A 23,326-nucleotide genomic window follows, 5' to 3' on the forward strand; every position below is an offset into this window, starting at 1 on the left:
ATTGCAAGCCTCGCACGTGGCGATAAGGTCATCGGCGGGACGGACGTTACCCGTCGGAACGACTACGATGGCGGTGCCGTGCCCGCATTGTGGGCAACGGCCGCCTTGAACTCTTGTCGTCATCCAAGTAGCCCCAAAAACATCAGCCATAATCACCCTCAACGACGACCGGGAGGCCGTTTCATTATGCTTTACGCTAAGCATAGGGCATCCGGCATCAGATTGCGACCGGAACTCGTTCAAATTTCAAACTGAGACACTACCCAGCGGCGGGTGCGGTTTCACGAGGCGGATCGCACAGTCTATAGGGAGACGCCCTCAATGCGGAGCCGCGGATGACCTTGGATCTTCTTCATGCCGGCCCGTCCTTGCTCGCGGCCTTTCTCGCCTCGCTGGTGGAGTTTGTGGAGGCGATGACGGTTGTGCTCGCGGTCGGCGCCATGCGCGGCTGGCGCAGTGCGCTCGGTGGCTCGGCCCTCGCCATGGTCGTGCTGCTGCTCATGGTGCTGATCCTGGGGCCGCTGCTCACCCGCATTCCGCTCGGCCTGGTGCAGATGGCGCTCGGCACGCTGCTGCTGCTCTTCGGCATGCGCTGGTTGCGCAAGGCGGCGCTGCGCAGCGCTGGAATCATTCCCCTCCATGACGAGGATGCGCTTTACGCCAAAAGCCGCGCCGAACTCGGCGGTGGCAGGCGCGCCGGCTGGGACGGTCTTGCCGTCTCGACCGCCTTCAAGATCACCATGATCGAGGGGATCGAGGTTGTGTTCATCGTCGTCGCCGTTGGCGCCGCGGGGCCCGGATTGTTGGCGCCGGCGGCCCTCGGCGCGGTGGCCGCCTTTGTCCTGGTCGTGCTGCTCGGCCTGCTCCTGCGCCGCCCGGTCTCCATGATCCCCGAGAACATCCTCAAATTCATCGTCGGCGTCCTCCTCTGCGGCTTCGGCACCTTCTGGGTGGGAGAGGGCACCGGCATTGCCTGGCCGGGCGCCGATCTGTCACTGCCGCTGCTCTGCCTGGGCTTCCTGGCGGCGGCTTTGATTGCCGTCCGCATTGCCGCCGGTCGCCGCGCGGTGGTGGCGTCATGAGCGGCCGGATACAGGCTGTCCTAGCTGTCATCCGCGAGGAGGCGGTTGGGCTTTTCGTGGATGACGGCGCTTTCGCCGGCGCCATCATCCTCTGGCTCATCCTTGCCGGCGCCCTGCTGCCGCGCCTGGCGCTGCCCGCCTGGCTGCCGGGTTTCCTTCTGTTCCTCGGTCTCGCCGCAATCCTAATCTGGGGCGCCATCCGCGGCGCCCGCAAGCGCGGTTTTTGAGCATGGCAGGGGCGGTCGAGGACCCGGCAACTCTGTTTCGTGCCGCGATTGACGCGCTCGCGGCAGGCGACCCTGCCTCCGCGCAGCTTCTGCCGGCTCTGGAGCGTCATCCTGACTATGCACCGGGCTGGCTCGCGCTGGGTGACGTGCTGCGTCAGCGCGGGCAGGGGGCGGCGGCGACCATGACATTCCTCCGCGTCCTGCGCTCCCGCTCGGCCACGCCGCCCATGCTGCATCAGGCAGGGCAGGCGCTCGCGCAAGCGGGCCAGGGTCAGGCCGCGGTGGCCGCCTTCAGCCGCGCCGTGACGCATGACCCGGGCTTCGCCGCCGCCTGGTATAGTCTCGGCCTTGCCTTGCAGGATGCGCGGCAATTCACGGCCTCCGCCGAAGCCTTTGAGGCAGCATGGCGTCTGCGGCCGGATTTTCATGAGGCTGCCTTCAATGCCGGCGTCGCCTGGCAGGAGGCGGGCAGGATGGAGGCCGCCCTCCGCGCCTATGCCAACGCCTATCGCCTGCGGCCGGACAGTTTCGGGCGCATCGCCCAGGCGCTGATATCGGCCCCCACGGGGGCGCTCTGGCTGCGGCCCTCAGCCCTCCGCGCTGTCCTCGACAGCCGCGCCACCTGAGGCTAGGCGGCCCGCGCGCGGTACCCGGAAATCCTTCCGGTAAACCCCGGTCTCCGTCAGCAGGCGATGCGCCGTGTCATCATATTGCTTGGCGTCTCCGGGCGTCAGCGCTGCGTAGTCAAGCTCCAAAGCCTCGCGCTGCACGGGGATGCATTGGGCAATCGGCGTGCCGCGTGCCAAAACGCCGGAGAAGTCCGGGTCAAGCCACACGGCGGGAAACAGGATGCCCACATCATGAAACTGGTCGGCATCGACCAGGCCGGACAGCAGCCGAAAGGGCAGGTCGGCGCGATTCGCCGGATGCATCGCGAATAGCGACCAGCCGTCCGGCAGTTCGATCGTCCAGAAACTGTTGAATTTGACGATGACCTGATCGGGGGACCAGAGCGGCGTCCCGGTCGTCTGAGCCGGGTGGTGGAAGCTGATCGGGCTTCTCGGGTGATGCTGAGCGCTGAGCGGCGGCAGATCCCAATGCCAGGTCATCTGGCCCTGATGCACCGTGACGTCGCAGGGCAGGGGAATGACGAAGCCCTGGCTCATGGCATCCACGAAGGGCGGGCAATGCTTCACCGTGCGCAGCTCTTCGCCATGCATGTCGGACAGTGCATGGCGCGGCATGGTCCGCAGCCAATCGGGCAGCGCCTGGCGAGCGGGCAGCGGCCGCGGCAGATGATCGATCAGCGCCGGATCGCAGCGGAAGATGATCCGCATTCGCCCCTCCCTCAATCCTCCTCGGACATGGTCGCGAGCTTCACCGCATGCAGCCAGCCGCGATACTTCCGCTCGCGCTCATCCTCGGCCAGATGGGGCAGAAAGCGCCGGTCGACCGCGCGGCTGCGCGAAAATTCCGCAGGCTCAGGATAGACCCCGGCGTCCAGGCCCGCCAGATAGCCGGCCCCCATCGCCGTCGTCTCCCGAAAGGCTGGCCGCTCGACTGCCTGGCCCAGCATGTCGGCCAGAAACTGCATCGTCCAGTCGCTCGCCGACATGCCGCCATCGACCCGGAAGGCGAGGTTTTCGATCGGTTCGCCGTAATCGGCCAGCATCGCCTGCAGCAGATCGCGCGTCTGGTAGCCGATGCTTTCCAGTACCGCGCGGGCGAGTTCCCGCTTCGTGGTGCCGCGGGTGATGCCGGTCATCAGCGCCCGCGCGTGGCTGTTCCAATGCGGCGCGCCCAGGCCGGTGAAGGCCGGCACCAGATAGACTGGCTGATCCGGGTCGGACGCTTCCGCCAGGCGCCCGGTCTCAGCGGAATTCTCAACGAGTCCCAACCCGTCGCGCAGCCATTGCACGCTGGCGCCGGCCGAAAAGATCGACCCCTCCAGGGCATAGCTGCGCTCGCCGCCGCGCGCCCAGGCGATGGTCGTCAGCAGGCGGTGGCGGGATTGTTTGGGCGTGCTGCCGATATTGAGCAGCACGAAGCCGCCGGTGCCATAGGTCGCCTTCACCGTGCCGGGCGTGAAGCAGCCCTGGCCGATCAGCGCGGCCTGCTGGTCGCCGGCAATGCCGCGAATGGTGATCGGCCCGCCGAAGAAATCCGCCTGCGTCTCGCCAAAATGGCCGGCGCAATCGCGGATCTCGGGCAACAGGCTTTTCGGCACATTAAAGAGATGCAGCAGCTCGTCATCCCAGGTGCCGCGGCTGATATCGCAGAGCAAGGTGCGGGAGGCATTGGTCGCATCCGTCGCATGCACCCGCCCGCCCGTCAGGCGCCATAGCAGAAAGGTATCGACCGTGCCGAAGGCAAGCTTGCCAGCCTCGGCCTGGGCGCGGGCGCCCGGCACATGATCCAGCAGCCAGGCAATTTTGGTCGCCGAGAAATAGGGGTCCAGGCGCAATCCTGTGCGTTCGGCGACCAGCGGGCCATGCCCCGCAGCTTCCAGCCCTTCGCAGATTTCAGCGGTGCGGCGGTCCTGCCAGACGATGGCGTTGGCGATCGGCCGTCCCGTCGCGCGTTCCCAGATCAGGCTGGTCTCGCGCTGATTGGCGATGCCAAGCCCGGCGATATCGGCGGCGGTCAGGCCGGCCTCGGCGAGCGCCTGGCGCGCCGTGCCCAGCGTCGTCGCCCACAGCGTCTCGGGATTATGCTCCACCCAGCCGGGATGGGGAAAGATTTGCGGAAACTCTTCCTGCGCGCTCGCGACAGGCTTCATCGCCGCGTCGAAAACGATGGCGCGGGTCGAGGTGGTGCCTTGGTCGATCACCAGAATATACGAGGGCATGAGCGGCATCCGTCTCAAAAAGCAAACGGGAAGGGGTGTTCGGCCCCTTCCCGGATCGTCGTAGCAAGCCTCAGTGGCGTCAGCCCTTCGTCGCGGGCTGCCAGCTCTTGATCAGCTCGTCGTAATCCACCGTCTGTCCCGGCGGCTTCTCATTGGCGAGCTTGCGCTGCGGCGCCAGATTGCCGTCCTTTTCGGACTTCTGGTACCAGTATTCGGCCGATTGCGGCTTGTTCATCAGCGGGCCGCGATCGCCCTGCACGCCGGAACGCTGGATGCGCGTCATGATTGCATCCTGGTCGCGCGCCAGACCGTCCATCGCCTGTTGCGGGGTCACCGAACCCGCGATGGCGTTGGACACGTTCTGCCACCAGACCTGCGCCATCTTGCCGTAATCGGGCACGTTGACGCCGGTCGGCGTCCACTGCTTCACGGCCGGTCCACGGTAGAACTCAACCAGACCGCCCATCTTGGGCGCTGCATCGGTCAGTGCCTGGCTCTGGATATCGCTCTCGCGGATCAGATGCTGCGTGAGCAGCGACTTTTTCAGCGAGACAGTCTTGGAGACGCTGAACTGGGCATAGAGCCAGCCGGCCTTGATCTTCTCCATCGGCGCGTATTTCAGCATCGTCCAGCAGCCGCAATCCTGGTAGCCGAGCTTCATGCCCTCTTTCCAGTAAGGCCCATGCGGAGAGGGCGCCATGCGCCATTTCGGCGTGCCGTCCGAATTCATCATCGGCGAGCCGGGCTGGTTCATGGTGGCCGAGAAGGTCGTGTACCAGAAGATCTGCTGCGCGATATGGCCCTGGCCAGGCACGGGGCCTGCCTCCAGGAAGTCCATGCCGGCCGCTTCGGGCGGGGCGTATTTCTTCAGCCACTCGACATATTTCGTCAGCGCATAGACCGCTGCCGGGCCATTGGCATCGCCGCCGCGCGTGATGGAAGAGCCGCGCGGGCGCCCATCTTCGTTGCGGATGCCCCATTCGTCCACGGGCAGGCCGTTGGGCAGGCCACGGTCGCCGGCGCCAGCCATCGACAGCCAGGCGTCCGTGAAGCGCCAGCCAAGCGAGGGGTCTTTCTTGCCGTAGTCCATATGGCCATAGACGCGGACGCCGTCGATCGTCTTCACGTCATTGGTGAAGAAATTGGCGATGTCCTCGTACGCCGACCAGTTCACCGGCACGCCGAGTTCGTAGCCGTATTTCGCCTTGAACTGGTTCTTCAGGTCCTCGCGCTTGAACCAGTCATAACGGAACCAATAGAGGTTCGCGAACTGCTGGTCGGGCAGCTGATACAGCTTGCCGTCCGTGAAGGTGCCGAAGGAAAGACCGATGAAGTCCTTCAGGTCGAGGTTGGGATTGGTGACGTCTTTGCCGTTATTCGCCATGAAGTCAGTCAGCGAACCATCGACGATGTCATTGTAGCGCGGATGCGTGCCGATGAAGTCGGAATCGTTCATCCAGAAATCGTAGATCGGATGGCCGGACTGCATTTCGACTTCGATCTTGTCGACGAGCAGGCCCTCATCCATCAGATCGTGATTGACCTTGATGCCGGTGATTTCACCGAAAGCCTTGGTCAGGACTTTGGATTCGTATTCATGGATATTGAGGATTTCAGAAACGGTATTGACCTGCATGCCCTTGAAGGGCTTGGCGGCATTGATGAACCATTCCATTTCCGCCATCTGCTGATCTTTGGTCAGCGTCGAAGGCTGAAATTCGCTATCCACCCATTTCTTCGCCGCATCCATCTGCTGTGCATGGGATGGCGTCGCATGGGTCAATATGGCAGCGCTGGCGGCGGCCGCCGCACTGCCCTTCATTAAGTCCCGCCTTTTCATTTTTCTTGTCTCCCGAGTGCCGGTGCCCGGCGTGCCATCACGCAGGGTCGTTGAAGCCGGCTGATGTTGTTAGGCGAAACGGAACATCGCTACCCCATAGAGAAGCGAAATCCCCGTCGGGTAGTAGAGATTGTCTCCGCCTGTGATTCTGATCCACAGCACAAAGATGATCGCACTACCGATGAGCGAGACGAAGAAGCGGTCGCCCCTCGTCGTTGGAAATCCCAGAATGCCGCGCTGCGGCGTCTCTGGCCGAAAGATCGCGAGCAGCGTCAGGACCACCAGACAGATCAGGATCACCGCGAAGAAACCCGCTGTGGCCCAGGTCCATGCCATCCATGCAAACATGGTGTTTCTCCTGGCCTATACGCGCCCAAGGGCGAAGCCCTTGGCGATATGGTTGCGAACGAACCAGATGACGATGGCGCCGGGGATCATCGTCAGCACGCCGGCTGCCGACAGAAGCCCCCAATCCATCCCGGCTGCCGAATAGACCTGGGTCATCACCGAGACGATAGGCTTGGCGTGAATGGTCGTGAGCGTTGTCGCCAGCAGCTGCTCGACCCAGGAAAACATGAAGCAGAAGAAGGCCGCGACGCCGATGCCGTTGGCGATCAGCGGCAGGAAAATCTTGATGAAGAACCGCGGGAAGGAATAGCCGTCCAGCGCCGCCGTCTCGTCGATTTCGCGCGGAATGCCTGAGATGAAACCTTCCAGAATCCACACCGCCAGCGGCACATTGAACAGGCAATGGGCCAAAGCGACGGCCCAGACCGTATCGAACAGACCGACCGAGTAATAGAGGTTGAAGAATGGCATGGCAAACACGGCCGGCGGCGCCATCAGGTTCGACAGCAGCCAGAAGAACAGATGCTTGTCGCCGACGAAGCGGTAGCGGCTGAAAGCATAGGCCGCGGGCAGAGCCAGGGATACCGAAATGATCGTGTTGAGGAAGACATAGGTCAGCGAATGGATGAAGCCGCCGCGCCAGATCGGATCGAGGAAGATATAGGCGTAATTGCGGAGCGTCGGATGATGCGGCCAGAAGCTGAGATGGCCGGTAATCTCGGCATTGGTCTTGAAGCTCATATTGACCAGCCAATAGATCGGCAGGAACAGGAGCAGAAGATAGGCGGTGATGAAAATAGTGCGGCTTTGGATGCGCATCACACACCCTTTCTCTGGTCAAGCTGGGTCATGATCGTGAAGAAGACATAGCAGATCGTCAGCGTGATCAGATAATAGACGATCGACATCGCGGCGGCATTGCCAAGATCGACCTGGCCAAGCGCGATCTTGACGAGGTCGAGGGACAGGAAGCTGGTCGCCTCGCCCGGGCCGCCGCCGGTCACCACGGACGGCTCCGTATAGATCATGAAGCTTTCCATGAAGCGCAGCAGAACCGCGATCACCAGGACCTTCTGCAGCTTGGGCAGTTCGATGTTGCGGAAGACCGACCAGCGGCTGGCGCCGTCAATCCGCGCCGCCTGGTAGAAGGCATCCGGGATCGCCTTGAGGCCGGCATAGGACAGCAGCGCGATCATGCCGGTCCAGTGCCACACATCCATGATCACGATGGTCGCCCAGGCCGAGGTCGGGTCCTGCGTATCGTTGTAATGCAGGCCAATCGCGTTCAGCGCTGCGCCGAACAGGCCGATATCCTGGCGGGCGAAGATCTGCCAGATGGTGCCGACGACGGTCCAGGGAATGAGCAGGGGCAGGGCGATCAGCACCAGCGTCGCCCCCACCTTCCAGCCGTGTTTGGGAATACAAATGGCGACCGCAATCCCTAGCGGCAGTTCGATGAGCAGAATCACCACCGAGAAGATCAGGTTGCGGACCAGGGCATTGGCGAAGCGCCCGCCCATATCGGTCGTGGGGTCCAGCAGGTTCTGAAACCAGGCGACGCCGTTCCAGAAGAAGCTGTTCTGCCCCATCGTATCCTGAACGGAGTAGTTGACCACTGTCATCATCGGCAGCAGCGATGAGAAGAGCACGACTATCAGAACCGGCACGACGAAAAGCCACGCGCGGTTGTTCCAGGGTTTATCCATTACGCGCGCTCTCCTTCAACGCGAAGGTCGTCCACGAAAAGATGCAAATGGCCGGGTTCGATGACGAGACCGGCGGTGTCGCCGGGCTGAAGATCGACGTCGCCCGCCAAAGTCGCGATCGCCTCATGCGCGCCGAGCGCGAAACGGCCCAGACGGCGACGGCCGAGGTCTTCCACCTTCAGCACCCGCACCGGAATGCCGCCCGCGGCATGCAGTGCCGCGTAGTCCGGCCGGAAGCCGATTTCGACTTTCGTGCCGCTGGCCGGTGTTCCGTACGACGCGCCGAGGTCAAAAACGGTGCCGTTCACCGACGCTTCATGACCTGCGACAGTCGCGGGCAGAAAGTTCATGCCCGGGCTGCCGATGAAATAGCCCACGAAACTATGCGCCGGCCGCTCGAACAATTCCGCCGGTGTGCCGATCTGCAGCACCGCGCCGTCCTTCATGACGACAACCTCGTCGGCAAAGGTCAGCGCCTCGACCTGATCATGCGTCACATAGATCATGAGCATGTCCAGCGCCTGATGCACGGCCTTGAGTTTCGAGCGCAATTCCCATTTCAGCGCCGGGTCGATCACCGTCAGCGGCTCGTCGAACAGCACGGCAGAGACATCTGCGCGCACCAGACCGCGGCCGAGGGAAATCTTCTGCTTGGCATCGGCTGTGAGGCCGCGCGCACGGCGGCCCAGCACGGGGCGAAGGTCGAGCAGTTCGGCAATCTCATCGACGCGGCGCTTGATGGCACCACGCTCCATGCCACGATTTTTCAGCGGAAAGGCGAGGTTTTCCGCGACCGTCATGGTGTCGTAGATGACCGGGAACTGAAAGACCTGGGCGATATTGCGCCGTTCCGTCGGCAGCCGCGTCACGTCCGTCGCATCGAACAGCAGCCGCCCCTCGGAGGGGATGACGAGTCCAGAAATGATATTGAGCAGCGTCGTCTTGCCGCAGCCTGAGGGGCCCAGCAGCGCATAGGCGCGGCCATTCTGCCAGACATGGTTGATGGGCTTCAGCGCGTAATGCGGTTTTGCACCCGGCGCACCTGGATAGGCATGGGCGATATGGTCGAGGGTGATACTGGCCATTTCTCGCTCCTCAGACCAAGACTGCGGCGCGGGCGGCGCGCGCTTCGGGGGCACGGACCAGCGTGCCGCTCTCGTCAAAGATGAAGAGACGGGCGGGGTCGATGCGGATTTCGGCGGCAAGGCCGGGCTGCCATTCATGCACGCCGAGCACAAGGCTGACCCAGGTTGCGCCACCGATATCCAGATGCACGAAACTTTCCGAGCCGCTGATTTCCGTCACCGCGACCGTGCCGGGAAAGGCGAGCGGCGCGCCGGAGACAGCGGAGAGGCTTGCGTCCTCCACCCGGAAGCCGATGCGATAGGTGCCGTCGGCAAGGTTGGGCAGCAGCAGGTCAGCCTCCACCCGCCGTCCGTCCGGCAAGGTGACGGCGCCAGCAGCGCGCGTCACCGTCATCTCATTCAGCGGCGGATCGGAAAAGACCCGCGCGGCGTCGATATTCGCGGGAAAGCGATAGACCGCGGGGGTCGGGCCCAGCTGTGTCAGGCGCCCCTGCCACAGCGTGGCCGTCGTGCCCCCCAGCAGCAGCGCCTCGGTCGGTTCCGTGGTCGCATAGACCAGGATCGTGCCGGTTGCCGCAAACAGCTTGGGCAATTCCTCGCGCAATTCCTCACGCAGCTTGTAGTCGAGATTGGCGAGCGGCTCGTCCAGCAGCACGAGTTCGGCATGTTTGACCAGCGCGCGCGCAATTGCCGTGCGCTGCTGCTGGCCGCCGGACAATTGCGCCGGCAGGCGGTTCAGGAAAGGGTCCAGCCGCAGCACCCGCGAGGCTTCGGCGACGCGCTTTTCGATTTCCGTTTTGGACAGGCCGGTGACGCGGAGCGGCGAGGCGATATTCTCATACACCGTCAGCGACGGGTAATTGACGAATTGCTGATAGACCATGGCGACGCTGCGGCGCCGCACCGGCAGATGGATAACGGACTTGCCATCCACCAGGATGTCGCCGCTGCTTGGCTTATCAAGCCCGGCCATCAGGCGCATCAGGGTCGTTTTGCCGGCAAGCGTCGGCCCGAGCAGGACGTTCATCGTCCCCCGCTCGAAGGTGAGAGAGACGTCATCGATGATGACGTCCTGGCCGTGTTTCAGGCTGACATTGCGTAATTCAAGACTCAAGCGACGGGCTCCCGTGCCGGGATGATGTGATGCAAGGCGTCCTCGATTTTTTGGGCGTCTTTGGCATTGATGCGGAGGCCGAGTTTGGAGCGGCGCCAGAGCAGGTCCTGGGCCGAGCGGACCCATTCGTATTGGACGAGGTAGCGGAGTTCGGCTGCGGTGAGATCCGCGCCGAAAGGCTCGCCGAGATCGGCGAGCGATGCGGCATCCCCCAGCAGCACGCGCGCCCGCGTGCCATAGGCGCGCAGCAGGCGGCGCAGGTGGCGGTCGGGCAGGAAGGGATAGCGCGCCGCCATCTCGGCCCGCAGCGTCTCGAAGCCCTGCATCGGGAAATCCCCGCCCGGCAGGGCTGCCGTGCCGGTCCAGCCGGCGGGCTTGCCCTGAGGGGCCGGCAGATGCGGCGCCAATTGCGCCAGCGCCGATTCCGCCAGCCGCCGGTAGGTGGTGATCTTGCCGCCATAGACCGAGAGCAAAGCGGGCGCACCCTCAGGCGCGTCCAGCTTCAGCACGTAATCGCGCGTCGCGGCCTGGGCCGCCGTGTCCCCCGCCTCGTCATACAGCGGGCGGACGCCGGAATAGGTCCAGACCACCATCTCGGGCGTGACCGCCTGCGCCAGATAGTCGCTCGCCGAGCGGCAGAGATAGGCGATCTCCTCTGCGCTGGCCCGCACATCGGCAGGGTCGCCGGCATAATCCTGGTCGGTCGTGCCGATGAGCGTGAAATCCTGCTCATAGGGAATGACGAAGAAAATGCGACGGTCGTCATTCTGAAAGATGTAGCAGCCCGGATGATCATACAGCTTGGGCACCACGATATGGCTGCCCTGGACGAGGCGGACGGGGGCGCGGGTATTGTTGTGCAGCACGGCCTGGCCGACATCGCCGACCCAGGGGCCGGCGGCATTGACCAGCGCGCGGGCGCGGATGGCATAGGTCTCGCCGCTGGCCTCATCGACCAGGGTGACATGCCAAAGCCCGGCCTCGCGCTGGGCGGCGACACAGCGCGTGCGCGGGCGGATGGTCGCCCCCCCTTCGGCGGCCGCCATGGCATTGAGCACGACGAGGCGGGAATCCTCGACCCAGCAATCGGAATATTCAAAGCCATGGACATAGTCGGGCTTCAACGGCGTGCCGGTGACGTCGCGGCGCAGATGGACCGAGCGCGTCGCCGGCAGCTTGCGGCGGCCACCGATATGGTCATACAGGAACAGGCCGAGGCGCAGCAGCCAGCGCGGCCGCAGCTTCTTATGATAGGGCAATACGAAGCGCAGCGGCCAGACGATATGGGGCGCGATGCCCCACAGCACCTCGCGCTCCATCAGCGCTTCGCGCACCAGGCGGAATTCGTAATATTCGAGATAGCGCAAGCCGCCATGGATCAGCTTGGTCGAGGCCGAGGAGGTGCCGGAGGCCAGATCCTGCTTCTCGCACAGAAACACCCGCCAGCCACGCCCCACCGCGTCCCGCGCAATGCCGCAGCCATTGATGCCCCCACCAATCACAGCAAGGTCATAAACCTCAGAAGGCGCGTTGTTTTGCAAAAATGTTCCGTCCCTTTGAGCGCCCTCACGGAGCGCCTTGTTAACGGAACAGAAACACGAAACTTTCGAAGATGCAAGCGATCAAAAAGCGCGCATAACGAAAAACGTGTCTGGCGCGTCGTCGCTTACTCGTCTTCCAGCTCGCCGCCGGTCTCGATCACTTCAGTTCCAAGCCTTTGCAGAATTTCAGACATTTTTGAAGGAACTTTATCGGTGACAAGGGTATGGATCTCATCCAGGCGGGCGATCCGCACCGGCGCACGGCGGCTGAATTTGGTCTGATCGGTGACGAGCACGACCTGACGCGCATTTTCGATTATGGCGCGCGAAACCTGCACTTCGCGCACATCGTAATCCAGCAGCGTGCCATCCTCATCGATCGCCGAGGTGCCGATGATGGCAAGATCGACCTTGAACTGGCGGATGATATCGGCCGCCATCTGCCCGACCACGCCGCCATCGGTCGGGCGGATGGTGCCGCCCGCAATCACCACATTGATCGAACTGTTGCGATAGAGAAAATTCGCGACATTGATATTGTTGGTAATGACCAGCAGGCCGGTATGGTTGACCAGCGCCTGCGCCACTTCCTCGGTCGTCGTGCCCAGATTGATGAAGAGCGAGGAATGGTCCGGGATCAGCCTGGCCGCCGCCTCGCCGATGCGCCGCTTGTTCGATTGCGCGACCAGCTTGCGCGCCTCATAGGCAAGGTTCTCGACGCCCGATGCCACCACAGCACCGCCATGGGTGCGCGTGATCAGCCGCGCCTCGCTCAAATCATTCAGATCCCGCCTGATCGTTTGCGGTGTCACGCCGAAACGGGTGACCAGATCTTCGACCGAAACCCGTCCGGTCTCGCGCACGAGGCCGACGATTTCCTGTTGCCGGCGCGAGGCAGGGCGCAAAATATCCATAAGATCTCAGGACGCTGGGGTGGAGGAGACGCCCGGCGTGGAGGCGCCCGGCGTGGATACGCCTAAATTGAAGGCGATCGAAATCCGCAGGGCGCTGCCGCGATAGGGCCGCACCTGATGAAACAACCAGGACGGGAACAGGAACAAAAGCCCGGGCCGCGGCCGGATGGTCTCGCCGGAGCCCACCGATGCGCCGTCCTCGCCGGCGAATTTCAGCGCGGGCGCATACATGCCGGGGCCGGGGCCGCGGGGATCGATCATCTCGAACTCACCGCCCAGCGACGGGTCATCGGCGCAGCCGCCGTCATCGACATAATAGGCGCCGGACCAGAAACTGCCAGGATGATAGTGGCAGATATTGCCGTCGCCCGGCCCGTTGACATTGGCCCAGGCCTGCACGGTCCATTGGGGCTGCAGCGGCTGGCCCTGGCGGTCCGCCGTCATCCGGTTCGCGACTTGCTTTGCCGCCGCGATGATCTCGCCCATCGGCGTGCCGCCCCAGTCGAGAATGTCCCGATCCGAATGCCAGCCACCGGCATTCGATGCCTGGACGGATGGGTGAGACTGGCGGCGATCGAGAATAAGACGGCGGAGGTCGGCATTGCGCGCCGCCGCGCCGGGCAGGTCGACAGCCGCGACCGGCGTCGCAAAAAGACCGCGAATGTTGATTTCGACGCGCGACATGTTCGTTTCTCCCGCTTCAGCCTGTGCGCGCGGCTCCGGGTCCTGTCAAGGGCGACGGGGCGCGGGGGCCTCAGCCGGCCGCGCGGATCAGCCGGCGGGCGGCTTTCTCCCGTCCGATCAAGGGCAGCAGATCCTTCAGATCGGGCCCGCTTTCCTCACCCGTCAGCGCCAGGCGCAGCGGGTGATACAGGCCGCGGCCTTTCCGGCCGGTGGCCGCGGCCAGGGCCTTTGTCCAGGCACCGGCCGTCATCTTGTCCCAGGGTTCCTCGGGCAGGTGTTCGGCCGCAGCACGCAGGAAATCGGCCTCCTGGGCTTGCGCCGGGGGGGAGATTTCGTCGGAGACGATCTCCCACCAGGCGCGGGCTTCGGACAGCAGGTCCAGATTGCCGCGAATGGAGAGCCAGAAATCCTCCGTCGCCCCGGCCGGCAGGCGGCTCTGCACATCGGCGAAGGTCAGCCGGTGCAGCAGATGACGGTTGATGGCCAGCAGCTGGCGCGGATCGAAGACCGCCGCGGAATGGGACATGCGGCCCAGATCGAAGGTGGCCGTCACTTCCGCGCGCGTCAGCGCCGCCATGTCATCGGCCGAGCCGAGGCGCGCCAGATAGGCGATGATGGCATCGGGCTCCAGCCCGTCCTTGCGCAGGCTGCGGACGGAAAGACTGTCGAAGCGCTTGGAGAGCTTGCCGCCCTCGGCATCCGTCAGCAAAGGCAGATGGGCGAAGCCGATCTGCTCCGGTCTGCCGCCCAATCCCCGCATCAGGTCGATCTGGATGCCGGTATTGGTGACGTGATCCTCACCGCGGATGATATGCGTCACGCCGAATTCCAGATCGTCGACGACCGAGGTGAAGGTATACAGGAAGCTGCCGTCGGCGCGGATCAGCACGGGGTCCGAGACGCTGGGCAGTTTCACGCGGCGCTCGCCAAACACGAGGTCATTCCAGGTCACGTCGCCGTCCGAGAGCTTGAAGCGCCAATAGGGGCGTTTGCCATTGGCTTCGGCGGTGGCGCGCTGCTCGGCCGTCAGCGACAGCATGGCGCGGTCATAAACGGGAGGCAGGCGGCGCTTCAGGCGCATGGCCCGCTTGGCCGCGAGTTCTTCCTCACTCTCGAAACAGGGATAGAGCAGCCCAGCGGCCTTCAGCCGGTCGGCCGCCGCCTCATACTGCGCCATGCGGTCGGACTGGCGGGCATAATCGTCCCAGGGGATGCCCAGCCAGCGCAGATCCTCCTGAATGGCCGCCTCATATTCCGGCTTGGAGCGCGCCGTGTCGGTGTCGTCCATGCGCAGCATCAGCCGTCCGCCATGGCGGCGGGTAAAGAGGTAATTGGCGACGGCGGTGCGCAGATTGCCGACATGCAGGAAGCCGGTGGGGCTGGGCGCAAAACGGAGGCGGGGGGTACTGGCGTTCATCCTCACCCCATGCCCCAGCCGGGCTGTGACGTCAAAGCCCGGAATGAGTGTCAGGAATGCTGGGCGTGGTGGCCCGCCCTAGTCCGGGCGGGGTCGTCGCAGGCGCATTGCCGTCACGCATCCACCGTGCTGCGGGTGGCGGCGCGGGCGGCCGGTGCCGCTTTGCGGGCGGGCGCGGGCCGCGGGGCGGGGGCCCCGGCGGTCTTTCCATCGATAGAGAAGGCGCCGATGAGGGCGGAGAGTTCAGTCGCGTCGTTGGCCAGGCCATGGCAGGCGGCGGTCGCCTGTTCCACCATCGCGGCATTCTGCTGCGTCGCGCGGTCCATCTGATTGACGGCGGTGTTGATTTCGCTCAGCGCGGTCGACTGCTCCTGCGCACTGGCTGAGATATCGGAGACGACGGAGTCGATCTCCCCGACATGGGAAATGATCCGGTCCAGCGCCTGCCCGGTTTGTGCGACGAGATTGACCCCGACCGCCACCTGCTGGGTGGAGGCGGAGATCAGCGTCTTGATCTCCTTCGCGGCATCGGCGGAGCGTTGGGCGAGAGCGCGGACCTCCTGCGCCACCACCGCGAAGCCCCGGCCGGCATCACCGGCGCGGGCCGCTTCCACGCCTGCGTTCAAGGCGAGAAGATTGGTCTGGAAGGCAATTTCGTCGATGACGCCGATGATCTGGCTGATTTTGTGTGAGGAGCTTTCGATTCCGTCCATGGATTTGACGGCCTCGCGCACGATGCCGCCGGATTTTTCGGCCTCCACCTTGGCGCCACTCACGATCGTGCGGGCCTGGCCGGCGCCTTCGGCTGACTTCTTGACCGTGGCGGTTATCTGGTCGAGCGCGGCGGCCGTCTCCTCCAGGCTTGCCGCCTGCTGTTCGGTGCGGCGGGACAGATCGCTGGTGGAGCTGAGGATTTCATCCGTCGTCTGTTTCACGGAATGCGTGTTCTGGCCGACTTTCCGCATGGTTTGTTGCAAGGCGGCAAAGGTGCGGTTGAGGTCGACCCGCAACTGGTCCAGTTCTGGCAGCAAGGGCTTGTCCAGCTGCTGGTTCAGTTGGCCATCGGCCAGGGCAGAGAGGGCGGCGCCGATCCGCTCGACGCTTTCGATCCGCGCCGTGACATCAGTCGCGAATTTCACGACTTTGATGACATGGCCATGCTCGTCCTGAATGGGATTATAGGCCCCGTGAATCCAGATCTGCTTGCCACCCTTCGATCGCCGGCGGAATTCCCCGGATTGGAATTTGCCGTTGCGCAGCTCGCTCCAGAACAGCCTATAGGGCTCGCTCTCAGCCTCGGCGGGCTCGAGGAAGATGCTGTGATGGCGGCCGACGACTTCCTCCAGCGTATAGCCCATGGCCTTGAGAAAATTGGCATTGGCATGGCGGATGGTGCCGTCCGGCGAAAATTCGATAATGGCCTGAGCACGCGAAAAAGCCGCGATCTGAGACGCGTAGTCGATGTTGAGCAATCTTGGTTTGGCATCCGCCCATTCCACGACGAAACCGGTTGTGCGGGCGCCGGATTTGATTGGCGCCACCTGCAGGTCGAAGCTGCGGCTGCCGATGGTGATGGTCGCGAAATGCGGCTTTTCCAGCTTGGCCAGCATGGTCCGCTGATGCGCCGGGTTTTTGTGGAAGATATCGATATTGCTGCCGATCAGCGTCTTCATGCTGAAATGCGGCATCTCCCGCCGCAATTCCGCTTCCGCTTCCTGCATGAACTCGTGCAGGGACCGGTTCATATACGTAATGTTCAGCTTGGCATCCGCCAGCATGACTTTGGTGCGGATCAGATCCAGAGCGGCCCGCTGTGCCGATGCCGTGCCTAGCCGCAACGAACCGATCTGCATGGAACCCCCACAGGCTCTGACGTGTCGGGGGAAAGCTACAAGGCGAGCATTAAGAGCGTATGAATCAAGAACGATGCGGATCGATGTCGGCCCAGATCCGGTGGCGGTCGTTACTTGACCGGGTCAGACCAGGTGCTGCCGCCTTGTCTGACCGCGACACATGTCAGGCGCCGTTCTGATCGCGCCGCCGCTGCAGCAAAAATTCGCGGCCGAGCTTCACCCGCGCTTCGCCGTCATAGGCGATGATATCGGCGGTGGCGTAGGTCTCATGCCAATGGTCGGGAATAAAGCTGCCGGTGCCGACCACGTCGATCGGCGCATGGGCGTCTGCCATCACGCGGCATTTATCGACGCCGAAGCCCGAGGAGGCGACGATTTTCACCTTGTCGAAGCCGGCCTCGTCCAAAGCCTCGCGCATGCGCCAGATGGCGGCGGCCGACACGCCGGTGCCCACCAGATGGCGCAGTTCGGCATCCGAGCGGTAGCGGCGGATGGCGCCGGGGCTGCGCCGCTCCAGCACGGCATAGCTCGCTGCCGGGTCCAGGGTCTCCAGGAAGCGTCCGCCATGGGTATCCAGCCGCACCGACATGCGGCCGGCAGCCGCCAGATCGGCAAAGCGCTCGCAGACGGCAAGCCCGTCCGTGATCTCGCGTCCGAAATAGTCGACGAGCACCGTCAAACTGTCGTCCGGGAAGGTCTCATGATACATTTCGGCCGCGCGCACGGTCGATCCGGCATAGCCGATCAGGGCATGCGGCATGGTGCCGAAACCACGCGGCGCGCCAAAGAAATGCGCGGTCGCGTCATTGGCATTGCCGATGAACCCCTTCGCCCCCTCGCGCTGGGCGGCACGGCTGCCGACGGCCGCGCCATAGGCCATCATCGACTGCATCTCGGTCCCCGCGCAGTGCCGCGCTTCCATGGCCAGGAAGGTGACATGGGGCAGGCCGATACACATCTGATAGGCGTGATGGGCGGCCACACACACCGCGCCCAGCTTCTGCAGCAGCAGCGTCTCCAGGTCGGTCAGATGGACGTAGCTGCCGGTGATATAGAGCAGCGGCTCGCCGGCGCCGACCCATTCGCCCTCGTCATGCAGAATATCGAACTGGAAGGTCGTGCCGCGGGCGACCGCCACCTCCTCCAGCCAGTCCAGCATCAGCTTCGGCGCGGAGATCACCGGCCGCCGGAGAAAGACTGCGTAGGTTACGGTCATATCGCCGAAGCGGCTGACGATCGCCTTGGTCTTGTTGAAATAGGCGTCCGTGTAGGCGGCAATCGTTTCCGCCTGCACCAGATCCTGCGCCGAGAGCGTATCCATCCCGTCCGTCCTGCCTTGTTCTTTTTATTCTGCGGCGACGGCGGCGGAGGTCGGCAGGCGACGCGCCTTCAGCTCTTCCGCCACCAGGAAGGCGAGTTCCAGCGACTGCTCGGCATTCAGCCTGGGGTCGCAGAAGGATTCGTAGCGCCGGCCGAGATCGGCTTCGGTCAGACGATGGGCGCCGCCCACGCATTCCGTCACGTCCTGCCCGGTCATCTCCACATGGATGCCGCCCGGCCAGGTGCCTTCCGCCGCATGTGCCTCGAAGAAGCCGCGCACCTCGCCCAGAATGGCGTCGAAGCGGCGGGTCTTGCGGCCATGGCTGGTCGAGATCGTATTGCCATGCATCGGGTCGCACAGCCACACCACCTCGGCCCCGGCCTCGCGCACCGCGCGCAGCAGGCGGGGAAACTTGGCGTCCAGCTTTTCCACGCCCATGCGGCTGATCAGCGTCAGCCGCCCCGGCTCGTTCGCCGGGTTCAGCGCGTCGATCAGGCGCAGCAGATCCTCAGGCTCGGTCGAGGGCCCGACCTTGAGGCCGATCGGGTTCTTGATGCCGCGCATGAATTCCACATGCGCACCGTCCACCTGCCGGGTGCGGTCGCCGATCCACAGGAAATGCGCCGAACAGGCATAGGTATCGCCGGTCGTGGAATCGACGCGCGCCAGCGCTTCCTCATACGGCAGCAGCAGCGCCTCATGGCTGGTGTAGAATTCCGTCTCCCTGATCTGGGGGGCGGTCTCCGCCGTCATGCCGCAGGCACGCATGAAGTTCAGCGTCTCGTCGATGCGGGCGGCCAGGTCCTGGTAGCGCGCGCCGAGCGGGCTGCGCTCGACGAAGCCGAGATTCCAGCGATGGACGCTGTGCAGGTCGGCATAGCCGCCGGTCGCGAAAGCGCGCAGCAGGTTCAGCGTGCCGGCCGATTGGAAATAGCCCGTTTCCATGCGGCCCGGATCGGGAATGCGGGCTTCCGGCGTGAAGGCCGGGCCGTTGATGATATCGCCGCGATAGCTCGGCAGCGTCTCATCGCCCACCGTCTCCATCTCGGCGCTGCGGGGCTTGGCGAACTGCCCTGCCATGCGGCCCATCTTCACCACCGGCACGCTGCTGCCGAAGGTCAGCACCACCGCCATCTGCAGCAGCACCCGGAAGGTGTCGCGAATGGTATTGGCGGTGAAATCGTCGAAGCTTTCGGCGCAGTCCCCGCCTTGCAGCACGAAGGATCGGCCGGCCGCGACTTCAGCCAGCGACGCCTTCAGCCGGCGGGCTTCGCCGGCAAAGACCAGAGGAGGGTATCGCCGCAGGCGGCCTTCGATCGCGGCCAGCCGTTCGACATCTGGATAGGCAGGGATCTGCCGCACCGGCCTGTTGCGCCAGCTCGCCGGGGTCCACAGCTCGGCGGCCCGGTTGTCGAGAGGACGGTCATTGCCCGTCTGGCCCATCGGTCTCTTCCTCGTCTGGTCGGCGCCCTAATCCCTTGCTGTGGCGCCGCGCTCTGGTCTGATGCCGCATGATGAAGGGCGCGGCACGGTCGGCGGTTATCGGACGTATTGGCCTGAAAAGCTACTCGGCCGCTTCTGCGGCGCTCGCAACGCGGGTCCGCGTGCGCATCGTCACGAATTCTTCCGCCGCCGTCGGGTGAATGCCGATGGTGCGGTCAAAATCCTGCTTGGTCGCCCCCATGCCCACGGCGATGCCGATGCCCTGCATGATCTCGGCCGCGTCCTCGCCCAGCATATGGGCGCCCAGAACCTTCTGGCTTTTCTGGTCGACCACAAGCTTCATCAGCGCCCGCCGGCCGGGCCGCCCGGTCAGCGTGTGGCGCATCGGCGTGAAGCGGCTGACATAGATATCCATCGGCCCCTGCTGCACCGCCTCCGCCTCGCTTAAGCCGACAGTCGCCAGCGGCGGGGTGGAGAAGACCGCCGTCGGCACATTGATATGCGAGGCTTCGCGCGGGTTATTGCCGAACAAGGTGTCTGCCAGGGCATGGCCCTCGGCGATCGCCACCGGCGTCAGGTTGAGCCGGTCCGTGACGTCGCCGATCGCATAGATATGCGGCACATTGGTGCGGCTGCCGCTGTTTACTTCAATTGCCCCGGCGGCGTTCAGTGCCACGCCTGCCGCCTCAATATTCAGGCCGCGCAGATTGGGCACGCGGCCCGTCGTCATGACCACGTAGTCGGCAACGATCTCGGTCGTGTCCGACAAGCGCACCCGGCGTTCTTGACCCTCTGTGCCTTCGGCGAAGACATGGGTGGTGACGACGCCATGGTGCAGCTGGATGCCCTGGGCCGCCATCGCTTCGGCCAGCGCCTCGCGCAGGTCCTCGTCGAAGCCGCGCAGCGGCAGCGGCTGGCGATAGACGAGATGCACCTCCGAGCCGAGCGCCGCGAAGACGCCGGCGAATTCCACGGCGCTATAGCCGCCACCGACAATCACCAGCCGCTGCGGCCGCGCGGGCAGATAGAACAGGTCATCGGTCGTGCCGGTCAGTTCGGCGCCGGGAAACTCCACCTTGTTCGGTGTGCTGCCGGTCGCGATCACGATATGGGCGGCCGTCACCCGCTCGCCGCCGATATCGAGCGTATGCGGGTCGATGAAGGTCGCATGGGCGTCGAAAGTGCGGACGCCGCTCTTGCCCAGCATCGTCTCATAGATGCCTTGCAGCCGGTTGATCTCGGTGTCCTTGGCCGCGATGAATTTGGCCCAATCGTGCCGGCCGCGAGTGATGTCCCAGCCAAAACCCTGCGAATCCTCGGCCCAGAGGCCGTATTCGCCTGCCTGCACCATCAGCTTCTTGGGCACGCAGCCGACATTGACGCAGGTCCCGCCCCAGAAGCGTTCCTCGGCGACGCCGACGCGCGCGCCGTGCCCCGCCGCAATGCGCGACAGGCGCGTGCCGCCGGAGCCGCCGCCGATAACAAAAAGGTCGAAATCGTAGGTCAAAGCCGCGCTCCCGCCTGCGTGAGGTGACATCTCACATAGGGCGAGGCCGGGGCACAATCAAAGCGGGGCAGGTCTTCGCGCTTGCTGATGCGCAGATCATGCGCATATGATGTGTCGGGATCGAAAGGTGAAACCATGGGGCATGCCCGCAACGCACCAAAGCGTGCTCTGAATGTCAGCATCAGTGAAGATCTCGTTTGCCAAGCCCGACGCTATACGCAAAATCTGAGCGGTACGATCGAAACTCTCCTGGAGGATTTCGTGGCGCGCGAAAAGCAGCGTCGCCGGGCCGAGGATAGTGCCGTAGAGGGCATTGTCGACCGCTTCTCTGCGTTCCATCAGCAATACGGTCTGTTGAGCGACGAATTTTCTAACCTTTAGGCGATGGCGCAGTTCGACGTCTTTCGCAACCCAGGCCGCCAGCGAGAGACCATTCCTTATGTCGTGGTTTTGCAGAATGCCCGCTTCGACCGGGGAAGGACGCGATTCGTCGCACCTTTAATCCGAGCAGAGCTGATAGCCGTCGATCTCCATGCTCTGGCGCCTCGATTTACCATTGAAGGCCATGCGGTCATCATGGACGTATTCAATCTCGCAACACTGTCCAGGGATCAGCTTGGGCCGCCCATAGCTTCATTGAGCGACGACGAATCGCGATCAAAGCTGATCCGTGCGCTGGATGAGCTTGTCGCGCAGGGATAGACGGGTCGCTCTCGTGTGTCATGGGCGGCATGTATAAAAATAAACTAAATGCGGTAGCGAATTGACAGCGGTAGAGAAGAATTTTACCTTCTCCCGATGTTCAATATCGGACGCTACGCATGAGCGGGCAGGGCGCGCCGCCCTATGATCGCTGGGCCCGCCTGGGTCTCGGCGCCCTGTCCGTCGCTTTGGGCCTCGGTCTGTGGCAGGCGCTGAACGGCCTGCATCTCATCCCGTCCGAGCTGCTGGCCAGTCCGGCCCAGGTCTGGGCGGCCTTCATCGACATATGCCGCCATGGCTATCGCGGTACCAGCCTGGGTGAGGATATTGGCTCGACCTTGTTCCGGGCGCTGGCCGGCTTTGCCATCGCGATCGTGGTCGGCGTGCCGCTCGGCCTGTGGATGGGCATGAGCCGTCTGACCGCCGCCGCCGCCGATTGGATCGTGCAATTCCTGCGGCCCCTGCCGCCGCTTTCCTTTCTGATCCTGCTCATGCTTTGGCTCGGCACGGGGGATCTCGCGAAGGTCGGGCTTCTGGCGCTGACCGCCTTTCCCATCATCGCCAGCGCCACCTACGCCGCCGTCGCCGGCGTGCCGCGACAGAAAGTGCAGGCCGCGCAATCGCTGGGGGCGAGTTCCAGCCAGATCTTCCGCCATGTCCTGCTGCCGGCCGCCCTGCCGATGATCTCGACGGGCCTCCGCATCGCGCTCGCCGCCGCTTTCTCCACCGTCGTGGCCGCCGAACTCATGGCCGGCAGCGACGGGCTGGGCTGGATGATCTTCTCGGCCAGCCAGTTCCTGCGCAATGACATCGTCATGCTCGGCATCATCCTGCTCGGCCTCATCGGCATGGCGCTCAGCGGCCTGCTCCTCGGCCTCGACCGCTCGCTCATTCATTGGCGGGGCCGCGAATGACCCGCTTTCTGCGCCGCCGCCCCTGGCTGGTCACGCTGGCCGGCATTGCGGTCGTGCTCGCCGCCTGGGCCATCGCGACCTATACCGGCGCGGTCTCGGACCTGCTGCTGCCGACCCCGGATGAGCTGTGGGACGGGGGCGCCGATCTCGTCCTCAACGGCTACAAAGGCTACAGCCTGGGCGCCCATATCGGCCTCAGCCTGATGCGCGTGGGCCTGGGCTTCGGCTTCGGCACCATCATCGGCACGCTGCTCGGGCTTGGCATGGGCGTCTCGCCCAAGCTGGACGCGATGGCCGCACCCTATATCGAATTCCTCCGACCCCTGCCGCAGCTCGCCTATCTCGTGCTGCTTATCATCTGGTTCGGCATCGGTGAGACGCCCAAGATCGTGCTGCTGTTCCTGGCCGCCCTGCCGGTCTCGGCCGTCGCCGCGCGGGACGGCGTCCGCCAAGTCTCGCCCGAACGCGTGCTCGCCGCGCGCTCGCTCGGCGCCAGTTCCCGTCAGATCTTCTTCCATGTCGTGCTGCCCTCGGCGCTGGGCGAGATTTTCATCGGCGCCCGGCTCTCGATCGGAATTGTCTACGCAACCTTGATCGCGGCCGAAATGATTGCCGGCGCCTCCGGCATCGGCTGGCTCATTCTCGATGCCGGGCGCTTCCTGCGCAGCGATTACGTCATCGCCGGCATCCTGATTATCGCGGCCATGGGCATCGCCCTCGACCGCGGACTGCTCTTCGCCCAGCGCCGCATCGTGCACTGGGCTGGAAAATGACCACAAA

At 64.2% G+C, this 23,326-nt stretch carries 23 protein-coding genes; 7 read left to right on the plus strand and 16 right to left on the minus strand.

Annotated elements, in window-relative coordinates:
* Nucleotides 1-335 precede the first annotated feature (335 nt).
* From AC3G7M_RS09470 to AC3G7M_RS09480, 3 genes are read left to right on the plus strand one after another with little or no spacing between them, the layout of a single operon-like run.
* Nucleotides 336-1,082: a COG4280 domain-containing protein gene (locus AC3G7M_RS09470; RefSeq protein WP_489211539.1), complete on the plus strand. Its 747-nt coding sequence runs from the start codon at nt 336-338 to the stop codon at nt 1,080-1,082.
* On the plus strand, nt 1,079-1,309 hold the full coding sequence (locus tag AC3G7M_RS09475) for a hypothetical protein (RefSeq protein WP_489211540.1): 231 nt from the start codon (nt 1,079-1,081) through the stop codon (nt 1,307-1,309). The genes AC3G7M_RS09470 and AC3G7M_RS09475 overlap by 4 nt, the downstream gene beginning before the upstream one ends.
* A 2-nt stretch (nt 1,310-1,311) precedes the next feature.
* Nucleotides 1,312-1,935 (plus strand): tetratricopeptide repeat protein, encoded by a 624-nt coding sequence (locus AC3G7M_RS09480; RefSeq protein ID WP_489211541.1) that lies wholly within the window; start codon nt 1,312-1,314, stop codon nt 1,933-1,935.
* On the opposite strand, the gene AC3G7M_RS09485 is transcribed toward AC3G7M_RS09480, so the two are convergent.
* From AC3G7M_RS09485 to gorA, 16 genes are all read right to left on the minus strand, one after another.
* On the minus strand, nt 1,897-2,646 hold the full coding sequence (locus AC3G7M_RS09485; protein ID WP_489211542.1) for a hypothetical protein: 750 nt from the start codon (nt 2,644-2,646) through the stop codon (nt 1,897-1,899). The two genes, AC3G7M_RS09480 and AC3G7M_RS09485, sit on opposite strands and share 39 nt — an antisense overlap.
* An 11-nt stretch (nt 2,647-2,657) precedes the next feature.
* A complete protein-coding gene (glpK, locus tag AC3G7M_RS09490; protein ID WP_489211543.1) occupies nt 2,658-4,157 on the minus strand; it encodes a glycerol kinase GlpK in 1,500 nt (499 codons plus the stop codon).
* A 79-nt stretch (nt 4,158-4,236) separates the two neighbouring features.
* Complete coding sequence (locus AC3G7M_RS09495; protein ID WP_489211544.1) at nt 4,237-5,979, minus strand: ABC transporter substrate-binding protein; 1,743 nt, start codon at nt 5,977-5,979, stop codon at nt 4,237-4,239.
* Between the two features lie 87 nt (nt 5,980-6,066).
* The gene (locus AC3G7M_RS09500) at nt 6,067-6,345 is read right to left on the minus strand and encodes a DUF2160 domain-containing protein (RefSeq protein WP_489211545.1); all 279 of its coding nucleotides are present in this window, start codon (nt 6,343-6,345) and stop codon (nt 6,067-6,069) included.
* A 15-nt stretch (nt 6,346-6,360) separates the two neighbouring features.
* The gene (locus AC3G7M_RS09505) at nt 6,361-7,164 is read right to left on the minus strand and encodes a carbohydrate ABC transporter permease (protein WP_489211546.1); all 804 of its coding nucleotides are present in this window, start codon (nt 7,162-7,164) and stop codon (nt 6,361-6,363) included.
* A complete protein-coding gene (locus AC3G7M_RS09510; RefSeq protein WP_489211547.1) occupies nt 7,164-8,051 on the minus strand; it encodes a carbohydrate ABC transporter permease in 888 nt (295 codons plus the stop codon). Before AC3G7M_RS09510 ends, AC3G7M_RS09505 begins: the two co-directional genes overlap by 1 nt.
* Nucleotides 8,051-9,136, minus strand: a complete 1,086-nt coding sequence (locus tag AC3G7M_RS09515) for an ABC transporter ATP-binding protein (RefSeq protein WP_489211548.1) — start codon at nt 9,134-9,136, stop codon at nt 8,051-8,053. The genes AC3G7M_RS09510 and AC3G7M_RS09515 overlap by 1 nt, the downstream gene beginning before the upstream one ends.
* A gap of 10 nt (nt 9,137-9,146) precedes the next feature.
* Nucleotides 9,147-10,250, minus strand: a complete 1,104-nt coding sequence (locus tag AC3G7M_RS09520) for an ABC transporter ATP-binding protein (RefSeq protein ID WP_489211549.1) — start codon at nt 10,248-10,250, stop codon at nt 9,147-9,149.
* Nucleotides 10,247-11,752 carry a glycerol-3-phosphate dehydrogenase gene (gene glpD, locus AC3G7M_RS09525; RefSeq protein WP_489211550.1) on the minus strand — a complete coding sequence of 502 codons (1,506 nt, stop codon included), beginning with the start codon at nt 11,750-11,752 and terminating at the stop codon, nt 10,247-10,249. The genes AC3G7M_RS09520 and glpD overlap by 4 nt, the downstream gene beginning before the upstream one ends.
* A gap of 164 nt (nt 11,753-11,916) precedes the next feature.
* On the minus strand, nt 11,917-12,705 hold the full coding sequence (locus AC3G7M_RS09530; RefSeq protein ID WP_489211551.1) for a DeoR/GlpR family DNA-binding transcription regulator: 789 nt from the start codon (nt 12,703-12,705) through the stop codon (nt 11,917-11,919).
* 6 nt (nt 12,706-12,711) lie between these two features.
* Complete coding sequence (locus AC3G7M_RS09535; protein WP_489211552.1) at nt 12,712-13,389, minus strand: TIGR02466 family protein; 678 nt, start codon at nt 13,387-13,389, stop codon at nt 12,712-12,714.
* 70 nt (nt 13,390-13,459) lie between these two features.
* Nucleotides 13,460-14,806: a glutamate--tRNA ligase gene (gene gltX / locus AC3G7M_RS09540; RefSeq protein ID WP_489211553.1), complete on the minus strand. Its 1,347-nt coding sequence runs from the start codon at nt 14,804-14,806 to the stop codon at nt 13,460-13,462.
* A gap of 113 nt (nt 14,807-14,919) precedes the next feature.
* A complete protein-coding gene (locus AC3G7M_RS09545) occupies nt 14,920-16,659 on the minus strand; it encodes a methyl-accepting chemotaxis protein (protein WP_489211554.1) in 1,740 nt (579 codons plus the stop codon).
* 163 nt (nt 16,660-16,822) lie between these two features.
* Nucleotides 16,823-17,980 carry a nicotinate phosphoribosyltransferase gene (locus AC3G7M_RS09550; RefSeq protein WP_489211555.1) on the minus strand — a complete coding sequence of 386 codons (1,158 nt, stop codon included), beginning with the start codon at nt 17,978-17,980 and terminating at the stop codon, nt 16,823-16,825.
* Nucleotides 17,981-18,004: 24 nt separating this feature from the next.
* Nucleotides 18,005-19,423, minus strand: a complete 1,419-nt coding sequence (locus AC3G7M_RS09555; protein ID WP_489211556.1) for a class II 3-deoxy-7-phosphoheptulonate synthase — start codon at nt 19,421-19,423, stop codon at nt 18,005-18,007.
* A gap of 121 nt (nt 19,424-19,544) precedes the next feature.
* A complete protein-coding gene (gorA, locus tag AC3G7M_RS09560; RefSeq protein WP_489211557.1) occupies nt 19,545-20,930 on the minus strand; it encodes a glutathione-disulfide reductase in 1,386 nt (461 codons plus the stop codon).
* Between the two features lie 135 nt (nt 20,931-21,065).
* Here gorA and AC3G7M_RS09565 point away from each other — a divergent pair, with 135 nt between their 5' ends.
* The 4 genes from AC3G7M_RS09565 to AC3G7M_RS09580 all read left to right on the plus strand — a co-directional run bounded on the left by AC3G7M_RS09565 (nt 21,066) and on the right by AC3G7M_RS09580 (nt 23,319).
* Nucleotides 21,066-21,311 carry a type II toxin-antitoxin system CcdA family antitoxin gene (locus AC3G7M_RS09565; RefSeq protein ID WP_489211558.1) on the plus strand — a complete coding sequence of 82 codons (246 nt, stop codon included), beginning with the start codon at nt 21,066-21,068 and terminating at the stop codon, nt 21,309-21,311.
* 3 nt (nt 21,312-21,314) lie between these two features.
* Entirely contained in the window at nt 21,315-21,632 is a 318-nt protein-coding gene (locus AC3G7M_RS09570) for a CcdB family protein (RefSeq protein WP_489211559.1), read from the plus strand.
* Nucleotides 21,633-21,751: 119 nt separating this feature from the next.
* Entirely contained in the window at nt 21,752-22,546 is a 795-nt protein-coding gene (locus AC3G7M_RS09575; RefSeq protein ID WP_489211560.1) for an ABC transporter permease, read from the plus strand.
* A complete protein-coding gene (locus AC3G7M_RS09580) occupies nt 22,543-23,319 on the plus strand; it encodes an ABC transporter permease (RefSeq protein WP_489211561.1) in 777 nt (258 codons plus the stop codon). The genes AC3G7M_RS09575 and AC3G7M_RS09580 overlap by 4 nt, the downstream gene beginning before the upstream one ends.
* Nucleotides 23,320-23,326: the final 7 nt, after the last annotated feature.

It is taken from the genome of Acidisoma sibiricum (assembly GCF_057837225.1).

Excerpts from the sequence above, each read along its gene's own strand:
- AC3G7M_RS09470 (WP_489211539.1), top strand. The coding sequence starts at position 336 with ATGACCTTGGATCTTCTTCATGCCGGCCCGTCCTTGCTCGCGGCCTTT.
- AC3G7M_RS09475 (WP_489211540.1), top strand. The coding sequence starts at position 1,079 with ATGAGCGGCCGGATACAGGCTGTCCTAGCTGTCATCCGCGAGGAGGCG.
- AC3G7M_RS09480 (WP_489211541.1), top strand. The coding sequence starts at position 1,312 with ATGGCAGGGGCGGTCGAGGACCCGGCAACTCTGTTTCGTGCCGCGATT.
- AC3G7M_RS09485 (WP_489211542.1), bottom strand. The coding sequence starts at position 2,646 with ATGCGGATCATCTTCCGCTGCGATCCGGCGCTGATCGATCATCTGCCG.
- glpK (WP_489211543.1), bottom strand. The coding sequence starts at position 4,157 with ATGCCCTCGTATATTCTGGTGATCGACCAAGGCACCACCTCGACCCGC.
- AC3G7M_RS09495 (WP_489211544.1), bottom strand. The coding sequence starts at position 5,979 with ATGAAGGGCAGTGCGGCGGCCGCCGCCAGCGCTGCCATATTGACCCAT.
- AC3G7M_RS09500 (WP_489211545.1), bottom strand. The coding sequence starts at position 6,345 with ATGTTTGCATGGATGGCATGGACCTGGGCCACAGCGGGTTTCTTCGCG.
- AC3G7M_RS09505 (WP_489211546.1), bottom strand. The coding sequence starts at position 7,164 with ATGCGCATCCAAAGCCGCACTATTTTCATCACCGCCTATCTTCTGCTC.
- AC3G7M_RS09510 (WP_489211547.1), bottom strand. The coding sequence starts at position 8,051 with ATGGATAAACCCTGGAACAACCGCGCGTGGCTTTTCGTCGTGCCGGTT.
- AC3G7M_RS09515 (WP_489211548.1), bottom strand. The coding sequence starts at position 9,136 with ATGGCCAGTATCACCCTCGACCATATCGCCCATGCCTATCCAGGTGCG.
- AC3G7M_RS09530 (WP_489211551.1), bottom strand. The coding sequence starts at position 12,705 with ATGGATATTTTGCGCCCTGCCTCGCGCCGGCAACAGGAAATCGTCGGC.
- AC3G7M_RS09535 (WP_489211552.1), bottom strand. The coding sequence starts at position 13,389 with ATGTCGCGCGTCGAAATCAACATTCGCGGTCTTTTTGCGACGCCGGTC.
- gltX (WP_489211553.1), bottom strand. The coding sequence starts at position 14,806 with ATGAACGCCAGTACCCCCCGCCTCCGTTTTGCGCCCAGCCCCACCGGC.
- AC3G7M_RS09545 (WP_489211554.1), bottom strand. The coding sequence starts at position 16,659 with ATGCAGATCGGTTCGTTGCGGCTAGGCACGGCATCGGCACAGCGGGCC.
- AC3G7M_RS09550 (WP_489211555.1), bottom strand. The coding sequence starts at position 17,980 with ATGGATACGCTCTCGGCGCAGGATCTGGTGCAGGCGGAAACGATTGCC.
- AC3G7M_RS09555 (WP_489211556.1), bottom strand. The coding sequence starts at position 19,423 with ATGGGCCAGACGGGCAATGACCGTCCTCTCGACAACCGGGCCGCCGAG.
- AC3G7M_RS09565 (WP_489211558.1), top strand. The coding sequence starts at position 21,066 with ATGGGGCATGCCCGCAACGCACCAAAGCGTGCTCTGAATGTCAGCATC.
- AC3G7M_RS09570 (WP_489211559.1), top strand. The coding sequence starts at position 21,315 with ATGGCGCAGTTCGACGTCTTTCGCAACCCAGGCCGCCAGCGAGAGACC.
- AC3G7M_RS09575 (WP_489211560.1), top strand. The coding sequence starts at position 21,752 with ATGAGCGGGCAGGGCGCGCCGCCCTATGATCGCTGGGCCCGCCTGGGT.
- AC3G7M_RS09580 (WP_489211561.1), top strand. The coding sequence starts at position 22,543 with ATGACCCGCTTTCTGCGCCGCCGCCCCTGGCTGGTCACGCTGGCCGGC.